This window comes from Pseudomonas sp. LAP_36, assembly GCF_019456785.1.
GTDB classification, from domain to species: domain Bacteria; phylum Pseudomonadota; class Gammaproteobacteria; order Pseudomonadales; family Pseudomonadaceae; genus Aquipseudomonas; species Aquipseudomonas tritici.
Genome location: NZ_JAHZMS010000006.1, coordinates 153,763 through 175,134, shown reverse-complemented (window position 1 = coordinate 175,134; position 21,372 = coordinate 153,763). Strand labels below are relative to the sequence as shown.

Annotated in this window: 17 protein-coding genes and 1 riboswitch; of the genes, 12 read left to right on the top strand and 5 right to left on the bottom strand. The window is 61.0% G+C overall.

What is annotated here, in order from left to right:
- Nucleotides 1-1,278 carry a lipid IV(A) 3-deoxy-D-manno-octulosonic acid transferase gene (gene waaA / locus JBO08_RS19830; RefSeq protein ID WP_220074877.1) on the top strand — a complete coding sequence of 426 codons (1,278 nt, stop codon included), beginning with the start codon at nucleotides 1-3 and terminating at the stop codon, nucleotides 1,276-1,278.
- 121 nt (nucleotides 1,279-1,399) lie between these two features.
- Here the strand turns inward: waaA and JBO08_RS19825 are convergent, their stop codons facing one another.
- A complete protein-coding gene (locus JBO08_RS19825; RefSeq protein ID WP_049710325.1) occupies nucleotides 1,400-2,839 on the bottom strand; it encodes a TolC family outer membrane protein in 1,440 nt (479 codons plus the stop codon).
- Between the two features lie 195 nt (nucleotides 2,840-3,034).
- Nucleotides 3,035-3,140: riboswitch (TPP riboswitch) on the top strand.
- Nucleotides 3,141-3,289: 149 nt separating this feature from the next.
- Here JBO08_RS19825 and thiC point away from each other — a divergent pair.
- Complete coding sequence (gene thiC / locus JBO08_RS19820; protein WP_065874378.1) at nucleotides 3,290-5,194, top strand: phosphomethylpyrimidine synthase ThiC; 1,905 nt, start codon at nucleotides 3,290-3,292, stop codon at nucleotides 5,192-5,194.
- 166 nt (nucleotides 5,195-5,360) lie between these two features.
- A complete protein-coding gene (cytX, locus tag JBO08_RS19815) occupies nucleotides 5,361-6,650 on the top strand; it encodes a putative hydroxymethylpyrimidine transporter CytX (protein ID WP_220074876.1) in 1,290 nt (429 codons plus the stop codon).
- On the opposite strand, the gene JBO08_RS19810 is transcribed toward cytX, so the two are convergent.
- Nucleotides 6,619-7,356, bottom strand: coding sequence for an RsiV family protein (locus JBO08_RS19810; protein ID WP_065889111.1), 738 nt, complete (start codon nucleotides 7,354-7,356; stop codon nucleotides 6,619-6,621). The genes cytX and JBO08_RS19810 overlap by 32 nt on opposite strands.
- Before the next feature lie 190 nt (nucleotides 7,357-7,546).
- On the opposite strand from JBO08_RS19810, the gene JBO08_RS19805 reads away from it, so the two are divergent.
- From JBO08_RS19805 to JBO08_RS19770, 8 genes are all read left to right on the top strand, one after another.
- On the top strand, nucleotides 7,547-8,164 hold the full coding sequence (locus JBO08_RS19805; protein WP_049710321.1) for an NUDIX domain-containing protein: 618 nt from the start codon (nucleotides 7,547-7,549) through the stop codon (nucleotides 8,162-8,164).
- Nucleotides 8,155-8,604 carry a DUF1249 domain-containing protein gene (locus tag JBO08_RS19800; protein WP_012721893.1) on the top strand — a complete coding sequence of 150 codons (450 nt, stop codon included), beginning with the start codon at nucleotides 8,155-8,157 and terminating at the stop codon, nucleotides 8,602-8,604. Before JBO08_RS19805 ends, JBO08_RS19800 begins: the two co-directional genes overlap by 10 nt.
- Nucleotides 8,605-8,701: 97 nt before the next feature.
- Complete coding sequence (cpdA, locus tag JBO08_RS19795) at nucleotides 8,702-9,517, top strand: 3',5'-cyclic-AMP phosphodiesterase (RefSeq protein WP_065874375.1); 816 nt, start codon at nucleotides 8,702-8,704, stop codon at nucleotides 9,515-9,517.
- Nucleotides 9,518-9,721: 204 nt separating this feature from the next.
- Complete coding sequence (locus JBO08_RS19790) at nucleotides 9,722-10,330, top strand: YqiA/YcfP family alpha/beta fold hydrolase (protein WP_065879899.1); 609 nt, start codon at nucleotides 9,722-9,724, stop codon at nucleotides 10,328-10,330.
- A 44-nt stretch (nucleotides 10,331-10,374) separates the two neighbouring features.
- Nucleotides 10,375-12,279 (top strand): DNA topoisomerase IV subunit B, encoded by a 1,905-nt coding sequence (gene parE / locus JBO08_RS19785; protein WP_049710318.1) that lies wholly within the window; start codon nucleotides 10,375-10,377, stop codon nucleotides 12,277-12,279.
- Nucleotides 12,279-13,274, top strand: coding sequence for an esterase-like activity of phytase family protein (locus tag JBO08_RS19780; protein WP_065874373.1), 996 nt, complete (start codon nucleotides 12,279-12,281; stop codon nucleotides 13,272-13,274). The genes parE and JBO08_RS19780 overlap by 1 nt, the downstream gene beginning before the upstream one ends.
- Before the next feature lie 73 nt (nucleotides 13,275-13,347).
- Nucleotides 13,348-15,612: a DNA topoisomerase IV subunit A gene (gene parC / locus JBO08_RS19775; RefSeq protein ID WP_065879901.1), complete on the top strand. Its 2,265-nt coding sequence runs from the start codon at nucleotides 13,348-13,350 to the stop codon at nucleotides 15,610-15,612.
- A gap of 176 nt (nucleotides 15,613-15,788) precedes the next feature.
- Entirely contained in the window at nucleotides 15,789-16,499 is a 711-nt protein-coding gene (locus JBO08_RS19770; protein ID WP_065874371.1) for a membrane integrity-associated transporter subunit PqiC, read from the top strand.
- 191 nt (nucleotides 16,500-16,690) lie between these two features.
- Here JBO08_RS19770 and JBO08_RS19765 read toward each other — a convergent pair whose 3' ends face one another.
- Nucleotides 16,691-18,193 carry an AhpA/YtjB family protein gene (locus tag JBO08_RS19765; protein ID WP_049710314.1) on the bottom strand — a complete coding sequence of 501 codons (1,503 nt, stop codon included), beginning with the start codon at nucleotides 18,191-18,193 and terminating at the stop codon, nucleotides 16,691-16,693.
- Between the two features lie 133 nt (nucleotides 18,194-18,326).
- Between JBO08_RS19765 and serB the strand changes: the two genes are divergently transcribed.
- The gene (serB, locus tag JBO08_RS19760; RefSeq protein ID WP_220074875.1) at nucleotides 18,327-19,541 is read left to right on the top strand and encodes a phosphoserine phosphatase SerB; all 1,215 of its coding nucleotides are present in this window, start codon (nucleotides 18,327-18,329) and stop codon (nucleotides 19,539-19,541) included.
- A gap of 122 nt (nucleotides 19,542-19,663) precedes the next feature.
- On the opposite strand, the gene asd is transcribed toward serB, so the two are convergent.
- Both asd and JBO08_RS19750 read right to left on the bottom strand, forming a co-directional pair.
- Entirely contained in the window at nucleotides 19,664-20,524 is an 861-nt protein-coding gene (gene asd / locus JBO08_RS19755; protein ID WP_065889104.1) for an archaetidylserine decarboxylase, read from the bottom strand.
- A 15-nt stretch (nucleotides 20,525-20,539) separates the two neighbouring features.
- The gene (locus JBO08_RS19750) at nucleotides 20,540-21,355 is read right to left on the bottom strand and encodes a rhodanese-like domain-containing protein (protein ID WP_065874369.1); all 816 of its coding nucleotides are present in this window, start codon (nucleotides 21,353-21,355) and stop codon (nucleotides 20,540-20,542) included.
- Between the last annotated feature and the right edge of the window lie 17 nt (nucleotides 21,356-21,372).

Genomic DNA, 21,372 nt, shown 5'->3' with positions numbered 1-21,372 from the left:
ATGAATAGAACTCTCTACAGCTGTCTGTTTTACCTGGCGCTGCCGTTGGTGGCTTTACGTCTGTGGTTACGTGCGCGCAAGGCGCCGGCCTATGCCAACCGCGTCGGCGAGCGCTTTTCCTATGGCTTGCCGGTGATGCGACCGGGCGGGATCTGGGTGCATGCGGTGTCGGTGGGCGAAAGCATCGCTGCTGCGCCGATGGTTCGGGGGTTGCTTGCGCGTTATCCAGAGCTGCCCATCACCGTCACCTGCATGACGCCCACCGGTTCCGAGCGCATCCAGGCGCTGTTCGCCAACGAGCCGCGCATTCAGCACTGCTACTTGCCGTATGACTTGCCGTGCGCGGCCAAGCGTTTTCTTGATCGTGTGCAGCCGAAACTCGCGGTGATCATGGAAACCGAGCTGTGGCCCAACCATATCCACGCCTGCGCCCAGCGCGGGATTCCGGTGGCGTTGGCGAATGCGCGGCTGTCGGCGCGCTCGGCCAAGGGGTATGCACGTTTCGCCAAGCTGACGGCGCCGATGCTGTCTGAGCTGAGCCTGTTCGCCGTACAGACGCACACCGAAGCCCAGCGCTTCCTGAGCCTGGGAGCTCGTGCGGAAACCGTCGAAGTCACCGGCTCGATCAAGTTCGACCTGACTATCGACCCCCAGTTACCGGTGCGTGCGGCCGCATTGCGCGAACAATGGGGCGCCAGCGAGCGTCCGGTGTGGATCGCCGCCAGCACCCACGAAGGTGAAGATGACGTGGTGCTGGCTGCCCATCGCCAATTGCTCGACAGCTATCCCAACGCGCTGCTGATTCTGGTGCCGCGCCATCAGGAACGCTTCGGTCCGATGTTTGAACTGTGCGAGCAGCAAGGCTTTGCTACCGTGCGCCGTTCCCGCGGCGAACCGGTTACCGCGCAAACGTCAGTGTTGCTCGGCGATACCATGGGTGAGCTGCTGTTTCTCTATGCGTTGGCCGACAGCGCGTTTGTTGGCGGCAGCCTGGTGGCGACCGGCGGGCACAATCCTTTGGAGCCGGCAGCGTTGGCCAAACCCGTGATCATGGGGCCGCACGTGTTCAACTTCCTCGAAATCACCGCAATGATGCGTGAAGCCGGTGCGTTGCGAGAGGTGGATGATGCCGAAGGGTTGGCCGAGGCCGTGCGCCAATTATTCGAACTGCCGCAGGATGCACGCAAGATGGCTCAGGCTGGCCTCAAGGTGATGCAGGCCAACCAAGGCGCGCTCAAGCGTTTGCTGGACGGTTTGGACAAACTGCTTACCCGCTGACAACACCAATCAAATGTGGGAGCGGGCTTGCTCGCGAATGCGGTGTATCAGTACCAGATGTACTGGCTGACACACCGCATTCGCGAGCAAGCCCGCTCCCACAATTAGTTATACGGTGTGTTTAATAGCCGGGGCGAGCCTTCAACTGTTCGGCCGCGGCCTTGGCCAAATCCGGCGGCAGGAAGTCTTTATCCGGGTTGTAGTCAACCTTGAGGTAGCGCGCCAGGTCCTGCAGATCCCCTGGGTTCAAGGTGCCCGCTGCCTGCTTCAAACGCAGGTTGTCGAGGATGTAGTCGTAGCGGCTGTTGTTGTAGTTACGCACCGATGCGTAGAGCTGGCGCTGTGAATCCAGTACGTCAACGATATTGCGCGTCCCCACCTGATAGCCGATTTCCGTGGCTTCCACCGCGCTCTGGTTAGAGATGATCGACTGGCGGCGCGCCTGTACCTGTTCCACATCAGTGTTTACCGCACGGTGCAGGTTGCGCGTGTTTTCCACCACCTGGCGGCGCAGGCCTTCGCGTTGCTGCTCGGTCTGGCCCAGGCGCGAGTAGGATTCACGCACCTGCGAGCTGGTCAGGCCGCCGCTGTAGATCGGGATGGTCAACTGCAAGCCGATGGTCCGGCGCGAGGCGTCGCCGTGATAGTCCGGGCCGAAAGCGTTGGGATTGCTGGCGCCGAGGGCATCGTTGTCACCCTTTTGGTACTGCGCCACCGCATCAAGGGTTGGAGCATGCCCGGCCTTGCGTTGCTTGAGGGTCTCTTCGGCGGCGGTGACGGCGTAGTTGCTGGCGAGGAGGTTAAGGTTCTGGCGACCTGCCGTTTCGACCCAGCTTTTGGCGTCGTTCGGTGCCGGCGGCAGCACTGGCAACGTGTGGACAATGCCCTGGATCGAGTTGTACTGACGGTTTGTCAGGGTAATCAACGCTTCGAAAGCATCATCCACCTGGCGCTGGGCGACAATGCGATTGGCGCGCGCCGTGTCATAGCTGGCCTGCGATTGCAGTACGTCAGTTTTATCCGACAGACCGACGTCGAAACGTTCGTTGGATTGGTCCAGTTGGCGTTTGAACGCAGCTTCTTCTGCTTTGGTCGTCGCCAGATTGTCCTGGGCTCGCAGCACGCTGAAGTAGCTTTCGGCGCTTTGCAGGATCAGGTTCTGTTCGGTGGCCGAGAGTTGCAGCGCTGCCTGTTCGTTGACGGCTTCAGCGGCTTGCAATTGAAACCAGCGGTCGGCACGAAATATCGGTTGGCTCAAGGTCGCGCGCCAGGAATGAGCGTCACGGTCAATCTTGGCGGCGGGCTGATCAAATTCATTGCGCACACTATTGGAATCGGCGCCAGCCGACAGGTTAGGCAGCAGCCCGGCGCGGGCCTGGGGCACCACTTCCTTCTGTGCGCCATATTGAGCGCGGGCGGCGGCCAAGTCGGCGTTGTTGTCTACAGCTTCCTGGTAGACGCTGACCAAGTCGGTTTTGGTCGACAGGGGCGCTTCAGCTGCCCAGACCATTCCGTTGGTTGCACAAGACACGGCGAGCGCCAGTGAAAGTTTGCGCAGCATGGGCAATCCCTAGATTGAATATTACGATTATAATTTGGTGCTCAAGGCTAAGACGAGTAATCCATAGCGTCAAGCCTTGAGGCAGTTGCCGAGTGTAGTGGCGCTGCCATTGCACAACAATCCTGTAATTGCGCCATTCATCACGCTGAATGCTCGGGTGTTGGCAATTTGCCCACGGCATGGTCTAGACTGGCCGCGTTCTTGTCGGGGTGCCTTGTTGGAAGGCTGAGATCGGTAAATACCGGATCCCGTTGAACCTGATCAGGTTAGCGCCTGCGTAGGGAACAAGATTTCTCGTCACCCGGCGAGTCCTCTTGTGCTTCGTCCGGGATGTTGTTCGACAATCGAACAGCGCTCGTGCGCCAAGCACAGCACTGGTTTCAGTGCGTCCATCCGTCACAGGTTCGCTCCGACAAAAATCCACCGCCTGGATAAGTTGGAGAGCCCGTGATGAGCACAGAAATAAAAAGTACAAAACTGAAAAACACCGTGCACCTGAGTGAATCGGCCAAGGTCGACTCCGGCTCCGTGCAGCCGTTTACCCGCTCGCAAAAAATCTACGTGCAGGGCACTCGCCCGGACATCCGCGTGCCGATGCGCGAAATCAGCCTGGACGTGACCCCCACCGATTTCGGCGGTGAAATCAACGCCCCCGTCGTCGTCTACGACACCTCCGGCCCCTACACCGACCCCAATGTGATCATTGATGTGCGCAAAGGCCTGGGCGATGTACGTTCGCCGTGGATCGAAGTGCGTGGCGATACCGAGCGCCTGCCCGGCCTGAGCTCGCACTTCGGCCAACAGCGTTTGAGTGATGCCGAGTTGACCGCGCTGCGCTTCGCCCACGTTAAGAACCCGCGCCGCGCCAAGGCCGGCGCCAACGTCACGCAGATGCACTACGCGCGCAAAGGCATCATCACTGCCGAGATGGAATACGTTGCCATCCGCGAAAACATGAAGCTTGAAGAAGCCCGCGCCAGTGGCCTGCTGGACCAGCAACACGCCGGCCACAGCTTTGGCGCCAGCGTACCGAAGATCATCACCCCGGAATTCGTGCGCGAAGAAATCGCCCGTGGCCGTGCAATCATCCCGGCCAACATCAACCACACCGAACTGGAACCGATGATCATCGGCCGTAACTTCCTGGTGAAGATCAACGGCAACATCGGCAACAGCGCCCTGGGTTCGTCCATCGAAGAAGAAGTGGCGAAACTGACTTGGGGCATTCGCTGGGGCTCGGACACCGTGATGGACTTGTCCACCGGCAAGCACATCCACGAAACCCGCGAGTGGATCATCCGCAACTCGCCGGTGCCGATCGGTACCGTGCCGATTTACCAGGCCCTGGAAAAAGTCGGCGGCGCCGCCGAAGACCTGACCTGGGAGCTGTTCCGCGACACGCTGATCGAGCAGGCCGAGCAGGGCGTCGATTACTTCACCATTCACGCCGGCGTGTTGCTGCGCTACGTGCCGCTGACCGCCAAGCGCGTCACCGGCATTGTGTCCCGTGGCGGCTCGATCATGGCCAAGTGGTGCCTGGCGCACCACAAAGAGAACTTCACCTACACGCATTTCGACGAAATCTGCGAAATCATGAAGGCCTATGACGTCAGCTTCTCCCTTGGCGATGGCCTGCGGCCCGGTTCGATTGCCGACGCCAACGACGCCGCGCAGTTCGGCGAGCTGGAAACCCTCGGCGAACTGACCAAGACCGCCTGGAAGCACGACGTGCAGACCATGATCGAAGGCCCCGGCCACGTGCCGATGCAGTTGATCAAGGAAAACATGGACAAGCAGCTCGAGTGCTGCGACGAAGCACCGTTCTACACACTCGGCCCGCTGACCACGGACATTGCGCCGGGTTATGACCACATCACCTCCGGCATCGGTGCGGCGATGATCGGTTGGTTCGGTTGCGCGATGCTCTGCTACGTCACGCCCAAGGAACACCTGGGTTTGCCAAACAAGGATGACGTGAAGACCGGGATCATCACCTACAAGATCGCTGCGCACGCGGCTGACCTTGCAAAAGGCCATCCAGGCGCGCAAATCCGCGATAACGCCTTGAGCAAGGCGCGCTTCGAGTTCCGCTGGGAAGACCAGTTCAACCTTGGCCTGGACCCGGACACTGCGCGTTCGTATCACGATGAAACCCTGCCGAAGGATTCGGCCAAGGTCGCGCATTTCTGCTCGATGTGCGGGCCGAAGTTCTGCTCGATGAAAATCACTCAGGAAGTGCGTGAGTACGCGGCCAACCAGCGCATTGAAGCGGTGGATGTCGATGTAGCCAAGGGCTTGGCGGAACAGGCCGAGCGGTTCAAGCAGGAAGGGAGTCAGCTGTACAAGAAGGTCTGATCCAGAGGTGGCGGTGACTGTGTCGCCGCCATCGCGGGCAAGCCCGGCTCCCACATTTAACCGAGTGGTGCACATATCTTGTGTTCACAGCAGGTCCCCTGTGGGAGTCGGGCTTGCCCGCGATAGCGATCTCCCAAACAACAAATGTTCTTCAGAGATAACACCCTTGAGCATTCAACCCAGCACCTACTCCCCGGACATCGCGGTCCCCGCTGACAAACGCGTCTTCGGCGCCCGCGACCTGTTCTCCCTCTGGTTCTCCCTCGGCATCGGCCTGATGGTCCTGCAAACCGGCGCACTGCTCGCGCCGGGCCTGGGCTTGTCCGGCTCTTTGCTGGCAATCTTCCTCGGCACCCTGGTCGGTGTGCTGTTGTTGGCCGCCGTTGGCGTGATCGGCAGTGACACCGGCCTGTCCGCCATGGCCGCCCTCAAGCTCAGCCTCGGCACCAAAGGCGCGAGCCTGCCAGCGCTGCTCAACCTGCTGCAACTGATCGGCTGGGGCTCGTTCGAAATCATCGTGATGCGCGACGCCGCCAGCCTGTTGGGCATGCGGGCGTTCAGCGACGGCAGCCTGCTGGCCAGTCCTTTGTTATGGACCCTGTTTTTCGGCGGTTTGGCGACTCTGCTGGCCGTCAGCGGCCCACTGACCTTCGTAAGGCAAATCCTGCGCAAATGGGGCATCTGGCTGTTGCTTGCCGCCTGCCTGTGGCTCACCTGGAACCTGTTCGCCAAAGCCGACCTCGCCGCACTCTGGGCCCAGGCTGGAGACGGGTCTATGCCGTTTGCGGTGGGTTTTGATATTGCTATCGCCATGCCGCTGTCGTGGCTGCCGCTGATCGCCGATTACTCACGCTTCGGCAAGCGCGCCAAAAGCGTGTTCGGCGGCACTGCGCTTGGGTTCTTTATCGGTAATTTCTGGCTGATGAGCCTAGGTGTGGCGTACACCCTCGCATTTGCGCCGAGCGGTGAAGTGAACGCGTTGCTGCTGGCGTTGGCCGGGGCGGGCCTGGGGATTCCGCTGTTGCTGATTCTGTTGGACGAATCGGAAAACGCCTTCGCCGATATTCACTCGGCGGCGGTATCCAGCGGGATATTGTTGCGCTTGAAGGTCGAGCACCTGGCGTTGGCAATTGGCGTGATCTGCACCCTGATCGCCTGTTTTGCGCCGCTGGCCCAGTATCAGAACTTCCTGCTGCTGATCGGCTCGGTGTTTGCGCCGCTGTTTGGCGTGGTGCTGGTGGATCACTTTATCCTGCGCCGCCGCGGCCAAGGCGCAATCGCCAACCTGCGCTGGCCGGCGTTATTGGCCTGGCTGGGTGGCATCGCGACTTACCACCTGCTGGCCAATCTGTATCCGGACATCGGCGCGACCCTGCCGGCACTGGTGCTGGCAGGGCTGTTGCAGTGGATCCTGGGTCGGATCTTCAGCGGCGCGCGGGCACCAGCTCAGGCCTGAGGATGCCGTCCAGGCGCGAGTAGGGGATCTGCAGCTCGACATGGCCCAAGGCATAGGGGGCGATCGTGGTGGTCGGGTACTTGAGGATCACACCACCATAGGTCAGCGCCACGTTCGGGGTTTTCTGGAAGGGGTAGGTTTTCACAAACTCAGGCTCCAGGCTCAGGCGGGTGCTGATCAGCCAGCTGTTGTGGGCCACCTGGGCGGCTTTCCAGAACGCGTCTTCCTTGCCGGGCAGCAGCATGTCGGTCAGGGTCAGCGCCTTTTGCTGCTGGCGCGAATAGTTGATGAACGCACGGCCTGGTTCGCCGTGGGTAGCACCTTGGTCCAGGTAGCTGGACAGCTCGATGATCACCAGACCGTCATGCTGCTCCCGTACCTTGGCCTGCAAATACATGCTATTGCGCGGTGCAGCGGTGCGCAGGAACTGCTCGCTATACGACGCAAGGCTCGTCGGCAGTGGGTCGGCTTGTGTCATTTCCAGCAGGCGCTGTTCGATCAAGGCATCCAGCTTGGGTTCTTTGGCAAAATGCACGGTGTCGATATTCACCAGCGGGCAATCGGTGCTGGCGCAGCCCGGCTTGCTTTGCTCGGTGGCGTCGCGGGTGGCTTCCAGCGGCGCGCGATAGCTCGGTTGGAACAGGCTTTGGCAGGCACCCAGGGTCAATGCGATGCAGGCCACGGAGGCGATTTTTAAAAGCGACATGTAGGGTCTTCGTCCGTCGATAAGAGCGAAATTGTGCAGCTTCGACTACCGGCAAGGCAGTCAGTTCGCCACTAAGCTGATTAGAGTGAGTTTGACGCTCGCCGTCTATCCCGGCAACTGGAAAGGGGCTGCACCAACCGGCGTGAGCGCGTTAGGATGGCGCGAATTGCACAGGCTAACGAGGAAGGATATGACGGACATTGCGAAATCGACGCCGAGCAAGATTGAAATTGTTCAGCGCGACAATGCTTTCAAGGGCTTCTACCAGCTCGACCGCCTGCAGCTGCGTCACGAGAAATTCGATGGCGGCATGAGCCGGGTGATCAATCGCGAGGTCTTTGTGCGTCATGATGCCGTGTGCGTATTGCCCTACGACCCGCAACGCGATGAAGTGGTGTTGAACGAACAGTTTCGCGTCGGCGCCATGGGCCGTACCGACAACCCCTGGCTGATCGAAATGGTCGCCGGCCTGATTGATAAGGACGAGCAACCGGAGGAGGTTGCACACCGCGAAGCCGAAGAGGAAGCTGGGCTGACGTTCTCTGCGTTGTGGCCGATCACCAAATATTTCCCTTCGCCCGGCGGCAGTACTGAATATGTGCACTTGTACCTGGGCCGTTGCGACAGCACCGGTGTAGGTGGCGTCCATGGATTGGAAGAAGAAGCTGAAGATATCCGCGTCACCGTATGGGCTTTCGAAGATGCCCTGCAAGCGGTGCGTGACGGCAAAATTTCCAACGCAGCCAGCATCATCGCCCTGCAATGGCTTGCGCTTAATCGCGCGGAAGTGAGGGGGTTATGGCAGTAAAGGCACGGGAACGTTATCGAGTCGACCTGATTGGGCTGCAAGCCGCCTGCGAGGCCAACTATGCGCGGCTGATGCGCCTGCTCCCCGACATGCGCCACGCCCCCGAGGCGCGGCGCATCGGTGTGACCCATGGCGACCAGATGCTTGGCGTGCTGGCCCTGGAAGTCATCGTCAACTGCCCGTACACCACCACCCTGCGCGTGCGCCAGGAACACAGCCTGCCATGGCTGCCGGTGCCGCAGCTGGAAGTGCAGGTCTACCACGATGCGCGCATGGCCGAAGTGATCAGCGCCGAACATGCGCGACGCTTTCGCAGCATCTATCCTTACCCCAACGTGTTCATGCACCAGCCCGATGAGAAAGCACAGCTCAATGTGTTCCTCGGTGAATGGTTGAGCCACTGCCTGGCCCTGGGCCATGAGTTCGAAGCTGTGCGGTAGATGTGAACTGCGTCTGCTTCATGGGTTTCCTCTTTGTGTCCTGCCCCAGCATAATCACGCCAAACGTCCATTCCTGTGATTGCCTTGGGAGAGCGCCTTGCCGAGCGTATCCACTGTGAGTCCTGATGCGCCAGCCTTGCTGGTGCAACTGTCCGACAGCCATTTGTTTGCCGAGACCGATGGCACGCTGCTGGGCATGAACACCCGTGAAAGCCTGCAACGGGTGATCGAGCTGGTGCACACGCAGCAGCCGCGGATTGATTTGGTGTTGGCCACGGGGGATTTGTCCCAGGACGGCACATTGGCGTCGTACCAGCAATTTCGTGACATGACCGCGCCCATCGGTGCCCCGGCCCGCTGGATCCCCGGTAATCACGATGAGCCGCAGATCATGGCCGACGCCGCCATGCACAGCGACTTGCTGGAGCCGGTGGTCGATGTCGGCAACTGGCGCGTCACCTTGCTGGACTCGGCTGTACCCGGTTCGGTACCGGGCTACCTGCAAGACCAGCAACTGCAATTGCTCGCCCAGGCCCTGAGCGAAGCACCGAGCCGGCATCATCTGGTGTGCTTTCACCATCATCCGGTGCCCATCGGTTGCGCCTGGATGGAGCCCATTGGCCTGCGCAATCCCGATGCTTTATTTGCCGTGCTCGACCGTTTTCCACAGGTACGGGCGGTGCTCTGGGGCCACGTGCACCAGGAGATCGACCGCGAGCGCAACGGCGTGCGGCTGTTGGCGTCGCCGTCCACTTGCATTCAGTTCGCGCCGGGCAGCGAGGATTTCAAGGTCAGCGAGCAGGCGCCGGGGTATCGCTGGCTACGCTTGCATGCCGACGGACGGTTGGAGACCGGCGTGGAGCGGGTCAAGGATTTCGCATTTACCGTGGACTACGGCAGCAACGGCTATTAAAAGCTGTAAACGCTGATCAAAAGTGTGGGGGCGGGCTTGCCTGCGATGGCTGCTTGCCAGCCAATACATGCAGGACTGATCCACCGCCATCGCGGGCAAGTCGGCTCCCACATTGGTTCTGCAGCGGCTGGACGATAGGGGACTCACACACCACCCCGATCCCTGTAAACTGCGCCTCTTTGGCCACGTCACGGAGAGCCCGGCATGTCCGCTTCGATCCTGTATATCCACGGCTTCAACAGCGCGCCGGCGTCCAACAAGGCCAGCCAGTTGATCACCGTGATGGATACCCTCGGCCTGGCTGACCAACTGCGCGTGCCGGCGCTGCATCACCATCCTCGTCAGGCGATTCCTCAGTTGGAAGCCGCTATCGCTGAACTGGGGCGGCCACTGCTGGTCGGCAGCTCACTCGGCGGCTACTATGCAACCCATCTTGCCGAACGCCATGGCCTCAAGGCGCTGCTGGTGAACCCAGCGGTCAGCCCCCACCGGATGTTCGACGGTTATTTGGGCACCCAAAAGAACCTCTACACCGACGAAACCTGGGAACTGACCCACGACCACGTGACGGCACTGGCCGAGCTGGAAGTCCCGGCGCCCCAGGACGCCGCGCGTTATCAGGTGTGGTTGCAGACCGGGGACGAAACCCTGGACTATCGCCTCGCCCAACAGTATTACCGGGCCTGTGCCTTGCGCATCCAGGCCGGTGGCGACCATGGTTACCAAGGGTTCGCCCAGCAATTACCGGCGCTGCTGAGCTTTGCCGGGATTGGCGCAGATCAGTATCAATCCTTCGACTTTGCAGCACTGTAAAGTCGCAGGTCTTTTTTTAATCGAACGACTCACGACGAGACCCCATGGCCACTCCCAGCGCTAGCTCTTATAACGCCGACGCCATCGAAGTCCTCTCGGGCCTCGACCCGGTGCGCAAACGCCCCGGCATGTACACCGACACCAGTCGGCCGAACCACCTTGCCCAGGAAGTCATCGACAACAGCGTCGACGAAGCCTTGGCCGGGCACGCCAAGTCGGTGCACGTCATTCTCCACGCTGACCACTCCCTGGAAGTGTCCGACGATGGTCGTGGCATGCCAGTGGACATTCACCCTGAAGAAGGCGTGTCGGGCGTCGAGCTGATCCTCACCAAGCTGCACGCTGGCGGCAAGTTCTCCAACAAGAACTACCAGTTCTCCGGTGGCCTGCACGGTGTGGGTATTTCGGTGGTCAACGCCCTGTCGAACCACGTCCGGGTCAAGGTCAAGCGCGACGGCAACGAGTACGAGATGACCTTCGCCGATGGCTACAAAGCCACCGACCTGCAGGTGATCGGCACCGTTGGCAAGCGCAACACTGGCACCAGCGTGTACTTCGCGCCGGACCCGAAATACTTTGATTCGCCGAAATTTTCCATCAGCCGCCTCAAGCACGTACTTAAAGCCAAGGCTGTTCTGTGCCCAGGCCTGCTGGTGACCTTTGAAGACAAGGGCACCGGCGAGAAGGTCGAGTGGCACTACGAAGACGGCCTGCGCTCCTACCTGGAAGATTCCGTCAGCGATTTTGAGCGCCTGCCTAACGAGCCGTTCTGCGGCAGTCTGGCCGGTAATAAAGAAGCCGTCGACTGGGCGCTGCTGTGGCTGCCGGAAGGTGGCGACAGCGTGCAGGAAAGCTACGTCAACCTGATCCCGACGGCCCAGGGCGGTACCCACGTCAACGGTTTGCGCCAGGGCCTGCTGGATGCCATGCGTGAATTCTGCGAGTACCGCAGCCTGCTGCCACGCGGCGTGAAGCTGGCGCCGGAAGACGTGTGGGAGCGCATTGCGTTCGTACTGTCGATGAAGATGCAGGAGCCGCAATTCTCCGGCCAGACCAAAGAGCGCCTGTCGTCCCGTGAAGCGGCAGCGTTTGTCTCCGGTGTGGTCAAGGATGCGTTCAGCCTGTGGCTCAACGAGCACCCTGAGCTGGGCCTGGCGCTGGCGGAACTGGCGATCAACAACGCCGGCCGTCGTCTCAAGGCCAGTAAAAAGGTCGAGCGCAAGCGCATCACGGCGGGCCCGGCACTGCCGGGCAAGCTGGCCGATTGCGCGGGGCAGGACCCGATGCGCTCCGAGCTGTTCCTGGTGGAAGGTGACTCCGCCGGTGGTTCCGCCAAGCAAGCGCGGGACAAGGAGTTCCAGGCGATCCTGCCGTTGCGCGGCAAGATCCTCAACACCTGGGAAGTCGATGGCAGCGAAGTCCTGGCCAGCCAGGAAGTGCATAACATCGCCGTGGCCATCGGTGTCGACCCGGGCGCGGCCGATATCAGCCAGCTGCGCTACGGCAAGATCTGCATCCTCGCCGACGCCGACTCCGACGGCTTGCACATCGCCACGTTGCTGTGTGCGCTGTTCGTCCAGCACTTCCGCCCATTGGTGGATGCCGGCCACGTCTACGTCGCCATGCCGCCGCTGTACCGTATCGACTTGGGCAAGGAAATTTACTACGCCCTGGACGAAGCCGAGCGCGATGGCATCCTCGACCGCCTGGTGGCCGAGAAGAAGCGCGGCAAGCCGCAGGTCACGCGATTCAAAGGCCTGGGTGAAATGAACCCACCGCAACTGCGCGAAACCACCATGGACCCGAACACTCGGCGCCTGGTGCAGTTGACCCTGGAAGACTACGCCGCCACGTCGGAAATGATGGACATGCTGCTGGCGAAGAAGCGCGCGCCGGACCGCAAGTCCTGGCTGGAATCCAAAGGCAACCTGGCCGAGGTGCTGGGCTGATGCGCACAGGTTTCGCCCTGGCGATCCTGATGTTGAGCGGGTTGGCGGCCACCGAGGTGGTCGCCGCGCCCGTTGCAGAGCTCAAGCTTCTCTCCGAACACCCCGTGGACGGCATGCGTGGCGGTAACCTGTCGGGCCTGGCCGTATGCGGTCACGAGCTGTGGACGGTTTCCGACCGCGATGACGACCAGATCTATCGCCTGGATATCAGCGCACCGACCTGGCAAGCCGAGGTTGTGAAGATCGACGTGCCGCCGGTGCCGGAATCCGGGCTGCCGTGGGGGTTGCGTTCGCGCACCAAGGCCGCCTCGTTCATTCGTGGCGGCGACCTGGATTTTGAAGGCATTGCCTGCGATGCCGTGGGTAATCGTTACATTGTCAGTGAGGCCCATGCGGCGGTGCTGCAAGTGCCAGTGACGGGCGCGCCTGAGTGGTTGAAGATCGCGCCGGGCATGGTGCGTGAAGCGCGGGCCAGCGGCATGTTGTTGCACTTTAATGCGTTATTCGAGGGGCTGGCGATCAATCCCGAGGGCAATCAGATTTGGCTGGCAGCCGAGCGTGAAAGACGCGGCCTGATTTCGATCAAGCGTCCGCAAAGCTTATGGGACTGTGACGGCCCCTGCGTATTGTTGAGCGAGGCCGGCCAGGAGGTACAACCGGCGCAGTTCCCTAACGCCAAGGCGGTGTCCAAGGATTTCGCCGACCTGGCGCTGTTCAACGGCAAGCTGTTCACACTGGAGCGCAATGCGTTCCAGATTTGCCGGCGCGATGCGGTCACGGCCAAGGTCGAGCTGTGCTGGTCGTTTGCCGACGAGACCCTGACGCCTGAGCGGCGTTATCCCCAGCCTTACGGCCTGGCTGAAGCCCTGGTGGTGGACGCAGAAGGTGCCTGGCTGGGCATCGACAACAATTTCGGCCCGCGTGCCGATGGTGAAAAGCGCCCCGTGGTCTATCGTTTCGCCGCCCCTGCCGGTGGTTGGAGCGCCCAGCCATGAACCGCTGTTTTTTTGAATTGACCCGGCGCAGCGGCAGTTCCGCTGCGCCTTACCCGACAATGATGAGGCCCGCATGAGTGACATCCTCGCAGACAGCTTAGACGGCGTAGAACGCCGGTCGCTGGCTGACTTCACCGAAAATGCCTACCTCAACTACTCCATGTACGTGATCATGGACCGTGCTTTGCCGCATATCGGCGACGGCCTGAAGCCCGTCCAACGGCGCATCATCTACGCCATGAGTGAGTTGGGCCTGGATGCCGATTCCAAGCACAAGAAGTCGGCGCGTACCGTCGGTGACGTGCTCGGTAAGTTCCACCCCCACGGCGATTCGGCGTGCTACGAAGCCATGGTGCTGATGGCCCAGCCGTTCAGCTACCGCTACACGCTGGTGGACGGCCAGGGTAACTGGGGTGCGCCGGATGATCCCAAGTCCTTCGCCGCCATGCGATATACCGAAGCGCGCCTGTCGCGATATTCGGAAGTGTTGCTCAGTGAGCTGGGCCAGGGCACTGCGGACTGGGGGCCGAACTTTGACGGTACCCTCGACGAACCCCTGGTGTTGCCGGCACGTTTGCCGAATATCCTGCTCAATGGCACCACCGGTATTGCGGTCGGCATGGCGACCGACGTGCCGCCGCACAACCTGCGCGAAGTCGCCACGGCCTGCGTGCGTTTGCTCGACGAGCCGAAAGCCACGGTCGAGCAGCTCTGCGAGCATATCCAGGGCCCGGACTACCCGACCGAAGCGGAAATCATCACGCCGCGTGCCGACCTGCTGAAGATGTACGAAACCGGCAAAGGCTCGGTACGCATGCGCGCTGTGTACCACATTGAAGACGGCGACATTATTGTCACCGCGCTGCCGCACCAGGTGTCGGGCGCCAAGGTGCTGGAGCAGATCGCCGCGTTGATGCAGGCGAAACCGTCGAAACTGCCGCAGGTTGCCGACCTGCGTGACGAGTCTGACCACGAAAACCCATGCCGCATCGTGATCATCCCGACCAACAGCCGGGTCGACCACGAAGTGCTGATGCAGCACCTGTTCGCCAGCACGGACCTGGAGTCGAGCTATCGGGTCAACGTCAACATCATTGGCCTGGATGGCAAGCCGCAGCTGAAAAACCTGCGCAATCTGCTGGTGGAGTGGCTGGAATTCCGCGTCAACACTGTGCGCCGCCGCTTGCAATTCCGCCTGGATAAGGTCGAGCGCCGCCTGCACCTGTTGGACGGCTTGCTGATCGCCTACCTCAACCTGGATGAAGTGATCCACATCATCCGCACCGCCGAGCACCCGAAAGCCGAGTTGATCGCGCGTTTCGAGCTGAGCGAGATCCAGGCTGACTACATCCTCGACACCCGCTTGCGCCAGTTGGCGCGACTGGAAGAAATGAAGCTGCGCGACGAACAAGACGCGCTGCTCAAGGAACAAGCCAAGCTGCAAGCGCTGCTGGGCAGTGAAGCCAAGCTGAAGAAGCTGGTGCGCAGCGAGCTGATCAAAGACGCCGAAACCTATGGCGACGACCGCCGCTCGCCTATCGTGCAACGCGCCGAAGCGAAGGCTCTGACAGAGACCGAGCTGCTGCCGAACGAGAAAATTACCGTCGTTCTGTCGGAAAAGGGTTGGGTTCGCTCTGCCAAAGGGCATGATATTGATGCCACTGGCCTGTCGTACAAGGCGGGCGACGGGTTCAAGACCGCTGCTGCCGGGCGTTCCAACCAGTTTGCGGTGTTTATCGATTCTACCGGGCGCAGTTATTCGGTGCCGGCCCACACCTTGCCATCCGCTCGGGGGCAGGGCGAGCCGTTGACCGGGCGCCTTACACCGCCGCCCGGAGCGAATTTCGAGTGCGTGCTGCTGCCGGACGACGATGCGCTGTACGTGATTGCGTCAGACGCGGGTTACGGTTTTGTGGTCAAGGGTGAAGACCTGCAGGCCAAGAACAAGGCAGGCAAGGCGCTGCTGAGCCTGCCGAACAACGCCAAGGTGATCCTGCCGCGGCCGGTGGACGACCGCGAGAGCAACTGGCTGGCGTCGGTGACCACCGAAGGGCGTCTGCTGGTGTTCAAGATCAGCGACCTGCCGCAGTTGGGTAAAGGCAAGGGCAACAAGATTATTGGTATCCCCGGCGAGCGGGTTGCCAGCCGCGAAGAGTACGTGACCGACATTGCTGTCATACCAGAAGGCTCCACGCTGGTGCTGCAAGCCGGTAAACGCACCCTGTCGCTGCGCCCTGACGACCTTGAACATTACAAGGGCGAGCGCGGTCGTCGTGGTAACAAATTGCCACGTGGCTTCCAGCGAGTGGATGCTTTATTGGTGGAAACGCCTGTTTAAGGCGGTTTAGAGCCCTCGATCTACGATTTAAAGCGTAGATCGACGCTTTGGCGCTGGAGTCATGGCGCATATTCACGGATGATATGGCCTTTCCAGCGCCGGCGTGGCCGAGCGTGTTTAGGTTATTTTTAGTATTACATTGTGGTTCGCCTTGTGGCAGCCACCTGGATGGGATGATGACTGCTCCACGCCTTCCTTTTATTTTCGTGCTCGCTGGCCTTTTGGGGTTGGCGGGTTGCAGCACACATCAGCCTGTGTCGCTGTACCAGCTGGACAGCGGAAGTCCGGCTCAGCCAGCACAAAGCGCTGGCCTGGCCGTTTTGTTGGGCCCGGTGGTCGTAGCCGACTACCTGCAACGCGAAACCCTGCTGCAACGTCAAAACGACGGCAGCCTGCAAGGTTCTACCGATGGTCGCTGGGCGGGCAGTTTGTCCTCCGACATCAACCAATTGATGCTGCGCCAAGTGGCCGGGCATCTGGATAGCCAGCGTGTTGTACTCGCGCCTGCGCCCACTGGTTTTAGCCCGGATGTGCAAGTGTTGCTGACCATTACCCGGCTTGACTCTGGTACATCGCAACCGGCGATCCTCGATGCGCAATGGCGCTTGATCGACCGTCGTGGCCAGGTGCGCGATAACCGCATCGTGCATCTGCAGGAAGAACACACCGGCACCACTGCGTCCCAGGTCCAGGCCCAGGGCGTGCTGTTGCAGCATCTGGCGCAGCAATTGTCGGTGGCGCTCAAGCCGTTGGCCAATCAGCCGCCGATCGCCGAGGCACCCCGCAAGCAGAACGCCCCGACACAGGCCAAGCCGGCAGAGCCGCAGAAGCCGAAGATGCCGATGGCGGTGCCGATTCGTACAGATATGGAAGTGTTCAGGTTCTGATTTGAATCACGCACAAACAAAAAGGCCCGCTGACTCAGCGGGCCTTTTTGTTTGTGCGCGACTCAAAATGTGGGAGCGGGGTTGCTCTCGAATGCAGTGTGTCAGTCAGCGAATGCTTCAGCTGGAATACCGCCTTCGCGAGCAAGCCCGCTCCCACACAAGCCGCTCCCACAGGGATTGTGTCGTGTTGCTTATGGCTTGCGGGTCTCGTGCATCCGCGCCAACTGCCGCTCCAGCATCGACGGATACGGCTCCATCAAACGTTCCACGCAGCTGGCGCCCTCTGGGCTGGCAATCGGGCGGATACGTGCGCGTTGGCGGATCAGCGTGTCTTCGCTGATCTTGCGCTCCACCAGCAGCAAATTGCGGCTGTGTTGCGACAAGGCCAAGGCGTCCTGGGCGATCTCCGTCAGCAACAGGTCGATCTGGCTCATGCCGAACAGGTCGTCGCCTACGGTCAGGCCCAGTTGCAATTGCAGGGTAATGCCGCTGTCAGCCACTTCGATTTGCAGGGCGTGGCCCAGGGCACGCAACAGTTCACCGCAGCAGATAGCGTTGGTCAGGTAGTCCTCGCCGCTGTCTTCGCTGTGGAACAACATCAGCGTGCTGCCATCGTTCAGGGTGTGCAGTTCGCTCTGGTACAGCGAAGCGGCCTGGTCGAGGCAGTCACGGTAGCGTTCCAGCAATTCGGTCAGGCGCGCACGGGGCAGGCGACGCAATTGGTCCTGCGCACCCAGTTGCACAGCCAGTACGGCGCTGTACTGGGGTTCGGTGCTCTTGACCGGTGCCGGTTTTGGCGCGATGGCCGGGGCGCTTGCCGAGGTGTCGCGCAGGTCGGCAAACGGGTCTTCGTCGTCCAGCTCGTCTTCTTCGGCTTTGAACGCGCGGCGTGTGGCAGGCTTCAAGCCCGCTACCGGAGCGTCTTGCACTTCAAATTCGGGCTCGTCGTCGTAGTCCGTATCGTCGAACTCAGGCTCAGGTTCAACCTCACGCACTACCGGTTCCGGGGCAAAGCTGGCGTGCAGTTGGCGGGCCAGGTCGCCGATTTCATCCTGGCGGTCAGTGGCCGGGGTGTTTTCATCGATGTCCCGCAGCCAGATGCGCAGTTGCATCAGCGGTGTAGAGATGTGCCGGCCCAGGCGCAAGCTCAACGCCAGGGCCAAGGCCAGCAGGATCGCGCTGAGGATGCCCATGCTTTGCAGGCTGATGGTCATCGGCTGCTGGAATTGCTGCATGTCCAGGCTGATGCGCAGTTGGCCGGCCTTTACATCCTGAAACGTGATATTGCTCTGGTAGAGCCCTTCGGCTTCACCCAGCAGGCCGTTTTTCGGGCGCTGCCCGGCTTCGGCCATGATCCGGTTGTCCACGCTATAGATGGCCGCATGGGCCACCAGCGGGTTTTTGGTCAGGTTGTTGAGCAGCACGTTGAGGCTGAGGATGTCGTTGGACACCAGCAGCTCAGTCGCCGAGGTGGCGGTCTGGGTGGTCAGGCTCTCGCCCAGGGCGTCGGCTTGCTCGTGCATGGCCTGTTTGAACTGCAAACCCATCACGCAGGCGTAGATCACCAGGGCCAGGGCGACCAGGATCACGTTATGGCTGGCGATGCGTAATGCGATCGGTACACGGCGGTGGCGCAGTGCCCGGAAGATCAGCAGGAAGAAGTTATCGGTTTTTACTGGCGTGGGCCGGTTCACTTGCGCTCGGCTCTTGGTCCGTGAAGTTGACGCGCAGTATAGCGACAGCCCTAGGACCGGCAAAGCGCTGGCTGTGCCCGATGGTCACTGAAAGTGGGTAGAATGCGGTTTTTTTCCAGCCTGGGGGTGCGCCTTGCGCGAAATTGTCCTGATTAACATCACGGGGGAAGACCGCCCAGGTCTGACCGCAGCCATTACCGGTGTGCTGGCCCAGGGTGGTGTGAACATTCTCGACATCGGCCAAGCGGTGATCCACGACACCTTGTCGTTCGGCATTCTGGTTGAGATCCCGAGCACTGAACAGGCGTCATCGGTACTCAAGGACATCCTGTTTACGGCGTACAAGCTGGATCAACAGGTGCGTTTCACCCCCGTGTCCGAAGCTGATTACCAGCAATGGGTGGCCGGCCAGGGCAAAAAACGCCACATCGTGACCCTGTTGACCCGCAAGGTCACCGCTGAGCAATTGCGGCGTGTCAGCTCGATCACCGCGCAGTATGGTTTGAATATCGACCATATCGACCGTTTGTCGGGTCGCATGCCGCTGGACACTCCCGCTGACAAGGGCAAGGGCTGCATCGAGTTCTCCGTGCGCGGTGAGCCAGCCGACCCTCAAGCTCTGCGCGCCGAGTTCCTCAGCGTGGCGCAGGAACTGAACGTGGATATCGCTTTCCAGGAAGACTCATTGTTCCGCCGCAACCGTCGCCTGGCGGTGTTCGACATGGATTCCACGCTGATCGAAGCCGAAGTTATCGACGAGTTGGCCAAGGCTGCTGGCGTCGGCGAGCAGGTGTCGGAAATTACCGAACGCGCCATGGCCGGTGAACTCGACTTCCGCGCCAGCTTCAAGGAGCGCTTGGCGCTGCTCAAAGGCCTGGACGTCAGCGTGCTGGACTCCATCGGTGCGTCCCTGCGCCTGACCGAAGGCGCAGAAACCCTGTTCGCTGAACTCAAGCGCCTGGGCTACAAGACCGCAATCCTGTCGGGTGGCTTCACTTACTTCGCCAAGCAATTGCAGGCCAAACTGGGCATCGACTATGTGTTCGCCAACGAGCTTGAAGTGGTGGATGGCAAGGTGACTGGCGTGGCCGTGGAGCCGATTGTCGATGCACAGCGCAAGGCAGATCTGCTGAAGGAGCTGGCTCACAAGGAAGGTTTGCGTCTGGAGCAGACCATTGCGGTCGGCGACGGGGCGAATGACTTGCCGATGCTGGCGATTGCCGGGTTGGGTGTGGCGTTTCGCGCCAAGCCGTTGGTGAAGCAGTCGGCGAAGCAGGCGATTTCGACCTTGGGGTTGGATGGGGTGTTGTATCTGCTGGGCTTCCGCGATCGCGACGGTCAGCTGTAACTGAATAAATGCGGTAAAAAATGTGGGAGCGGGCTTGCTCGCGAATGCGGGGTATCAGTCGACACATCATTGACTGAACCACCGCTTTCGCGAGCAAGCCCGCTCCCACATTTGGATTTGTGTCAGGCTTTAGGTAAAGCGATGCCTTGGCCCATCTGCACAGGCGTACCTGCCACCAGCTCTTGCGCCCACGTCACCTGATCCGGCCCAAACAGCACGATCGCCGTAGAACCCAACTTGAAGCGACCCAACTCCGCGCCTTTTTCCAGATAGATCGGCGCGCGCGCCGCTTCGTCATAACGGACGGTTTTCAGTTCACGCTTCGGCGGCGTCACCAAGCCGGCCCATACGGTTTCAATCGACGCCACGATCATCGCGCCCACCAATACCACGGCCATCGGGCCGCGTTCGGTGTCGAACAGGCATACAACACGCTCGTTACGCGCAAACAGTTCCGGCACGTTTTCGGCGGTGGTCTGGTTGACCGAGAAGATGCGGCCTGGCACGTAGACCATCTCGCGCAGGGTACCGGCCAGTGGCATGTGCACCCGGTGGTAGTCCTTCGGCGACAGGTAGATGGTGGCGAAATCGCCGCCCATGAACGGCGCCGCTACAGCGGCATCGCCGCCCAGCAATTCCAGCACGCTGAAGCTGTGGCCCTTGGCCTGGAACACGCGGCCATGTTCGATCGGGCCGAGCTGGCTGACCGCGCCATCGGCTGGGCTCAACACCGCGCCTGGTGTTTGATCCAGTGGGCGCGCGCCGTCTTTCAGCGCGCGGGTGAAGAAGGCATTGAAGTGCTCGTAGGCGGTCACGTCTTCAACCAGCGCCTGGGACATGTCCACTTGATAGCGCTTGGCGAACCAGGTGGTGAAGGCATTCTTGAACCAGCGCACGCGGCACTCGGCGATGCAGCCGGCCAGGCGCGACAGCAAGTGGTGTGGCAGCAAGTACTGGCTGAGGATAAACAACTGCTTTTTCATAACTGTCCTTAAACCTTAAATCTCGACGGGGGTGTCGGGGTGGTTGCCCCATTCGCCCCAGGAACCGGCATAACCTTTGACTCGCGGATAACCGAGCGCCTTGGCCACCAGGTAGGTGAAGCCAGAGCGGTGGTGAGTCTGGCAGTGGGTGATGATTTCTTTATCTTTGGTCAGTCCGAGGCCTTCGAGGATCTGCGGCATGTCGCGGCGGATACGCAGGTTGCGTGCCGGGTCCATGCCAGCGGTCCATTCAAAGTTCACGGCACCGGGAATGTGCCCGCCTTTGGCGGCGAGGACTTTTTCACCGGAATATTCCAGCGGGCCGCGTGCGTCCCAGATGCCCAGGTCGGCAGCACCCAGGCGGCTTTGCAGGTATTCACGGGTGGCGGTGGGGCCTTCGTGCAGCGTCAGGCTGACCGGACCGCCGACGGGGGCGGGTACGTCGGTGGAGACCGGGCGTTCCTCTTCCAGCCAGGCCAGCAGGCCACCATCCAGGTAGTGGTATTTCTGATGGCCGATCACGTCGAGCATCCAGATGAACCGCCCGGCCCAGCCGCCGCCTTCGTCGTCGTAGACCACGTAGGTCGCGTCCGGGGTGTGGCCCAGTTCGCCGAACAACTTCTCAAGGTCCGCCTTGTTGGGCAGCAGGCCGGGTGCCGGCGCCTGGCCCAATTGGGTGCGCTTGGGGTCAACGAAATGCGCGCCGGGGATATGCCCTTCGGCGTAGCGGGCGGCACTGGTGAGGTCCACCAGAATCAGGTGTTCGGCATCCAGTTGACCGAGCAGGTCGCTGGGTTCGATCACCAGCGGCAAGCCAGAGAAGTCAGGCATGTGAGGTCTCCTGGTCA

What these genes read in the sequence shown, in the direction of transcription:
- asd (WP_065889104.1), bottom strand. Translation starts at nt 20,524, where the DNA reads ATGAAAAAGCAGTTGTTTATCCTCAGCCAGTACTTGCTGCCACACCAC.
- JBO08_RS19805 (WP_049710321.1), top strand. Translation starts at nt 7,547, where the DNA reads ATGACGGACATTGCGAAATCGACGCCGAGCAAGATTGAAATTGTTCAG.
- JBO08_RS19810 (WP_065889111.1), bottom strand. Translation starts at nt 7,356, where the DNA reads ATGTCGCTTTTAAAAATCGCCTCCGTGGCCTGCATCGCATTGACCCTG.
- JBO08_RS19750 (WP_065874369.1), bottom strand. Translation starts at nt 21,355, where the DNA reads ATGCCTGACTTCTCTGGCTTGCCGCTGGTGATCGAACCCAGCGACCTG.
- JBO08_RS19770 (WP_065874371.1), top strand. Translation starts at nt 15,789, where the DNA reads ATGACTGCTCCACGCCTTCCTTTTATTTTCGTGCTCGCTGGCCTTTTG.
- parE (WP_049710318.1), top strand. Translation starts at nt 10,375, where the DNA reads ATGGCCACTCCCAGCGCTAGCTCTTATAACGCCGACGCCATCGAAGTC.
- JBO08_RS19780 (WP_065874373.1), top strand. Translation starts at nt 12,279, where the DNA reads ATGCGCACAGGTTTCGCCCTGGCGATCCTGATGTTGAGCGGGTTGGCG.
- thiC (WP_065874378.1), top strand. Translation starts at nt 3,290, where the DNA reads ATGAGCACAGAAATAAAAAGTACAAAACTGAAAAACACCGTGCACCTG.
- parC (WP_065879901.1), top strand. Translation starts at nt 13,348, where the DNA reads ATGAGTGACATCCTCGCAGACAGCTTAGACGGCGTAGAACGCCGGTCG.
- waaA (WP_220074877.1), top strand. Translation starts at nt 1, where the DNA reads ATGAATAGAACTCTCTACAGCTGTCTGTTTTACCTGGCGCTGCCGTTG.
- JBO08_RS19790 (WP_065879899.1), top strand. Translation starts at nt 9,722, where the DNA reads ATGTCCGCTTCGATCCTGTATATCCACGGCTTCAACAGCGCGCCGGCG.
- JBO08_RS19825 (WP_049710325.1), bottom strand. Translation starts at nt 2,839, where the DNA reads ATGCTGCGCAAACTTTCACTGGCGCTCGCCGTGTCTTGTGCAACCAAC.
- JBO08_RS19800 (WP_012721893.1), top strand. Translation starts at nt 8,155, where the DNA reads ATGGCAGTAAAGGCACGGGAACGTTATCGAGTCGACCTGATTGGGCTG.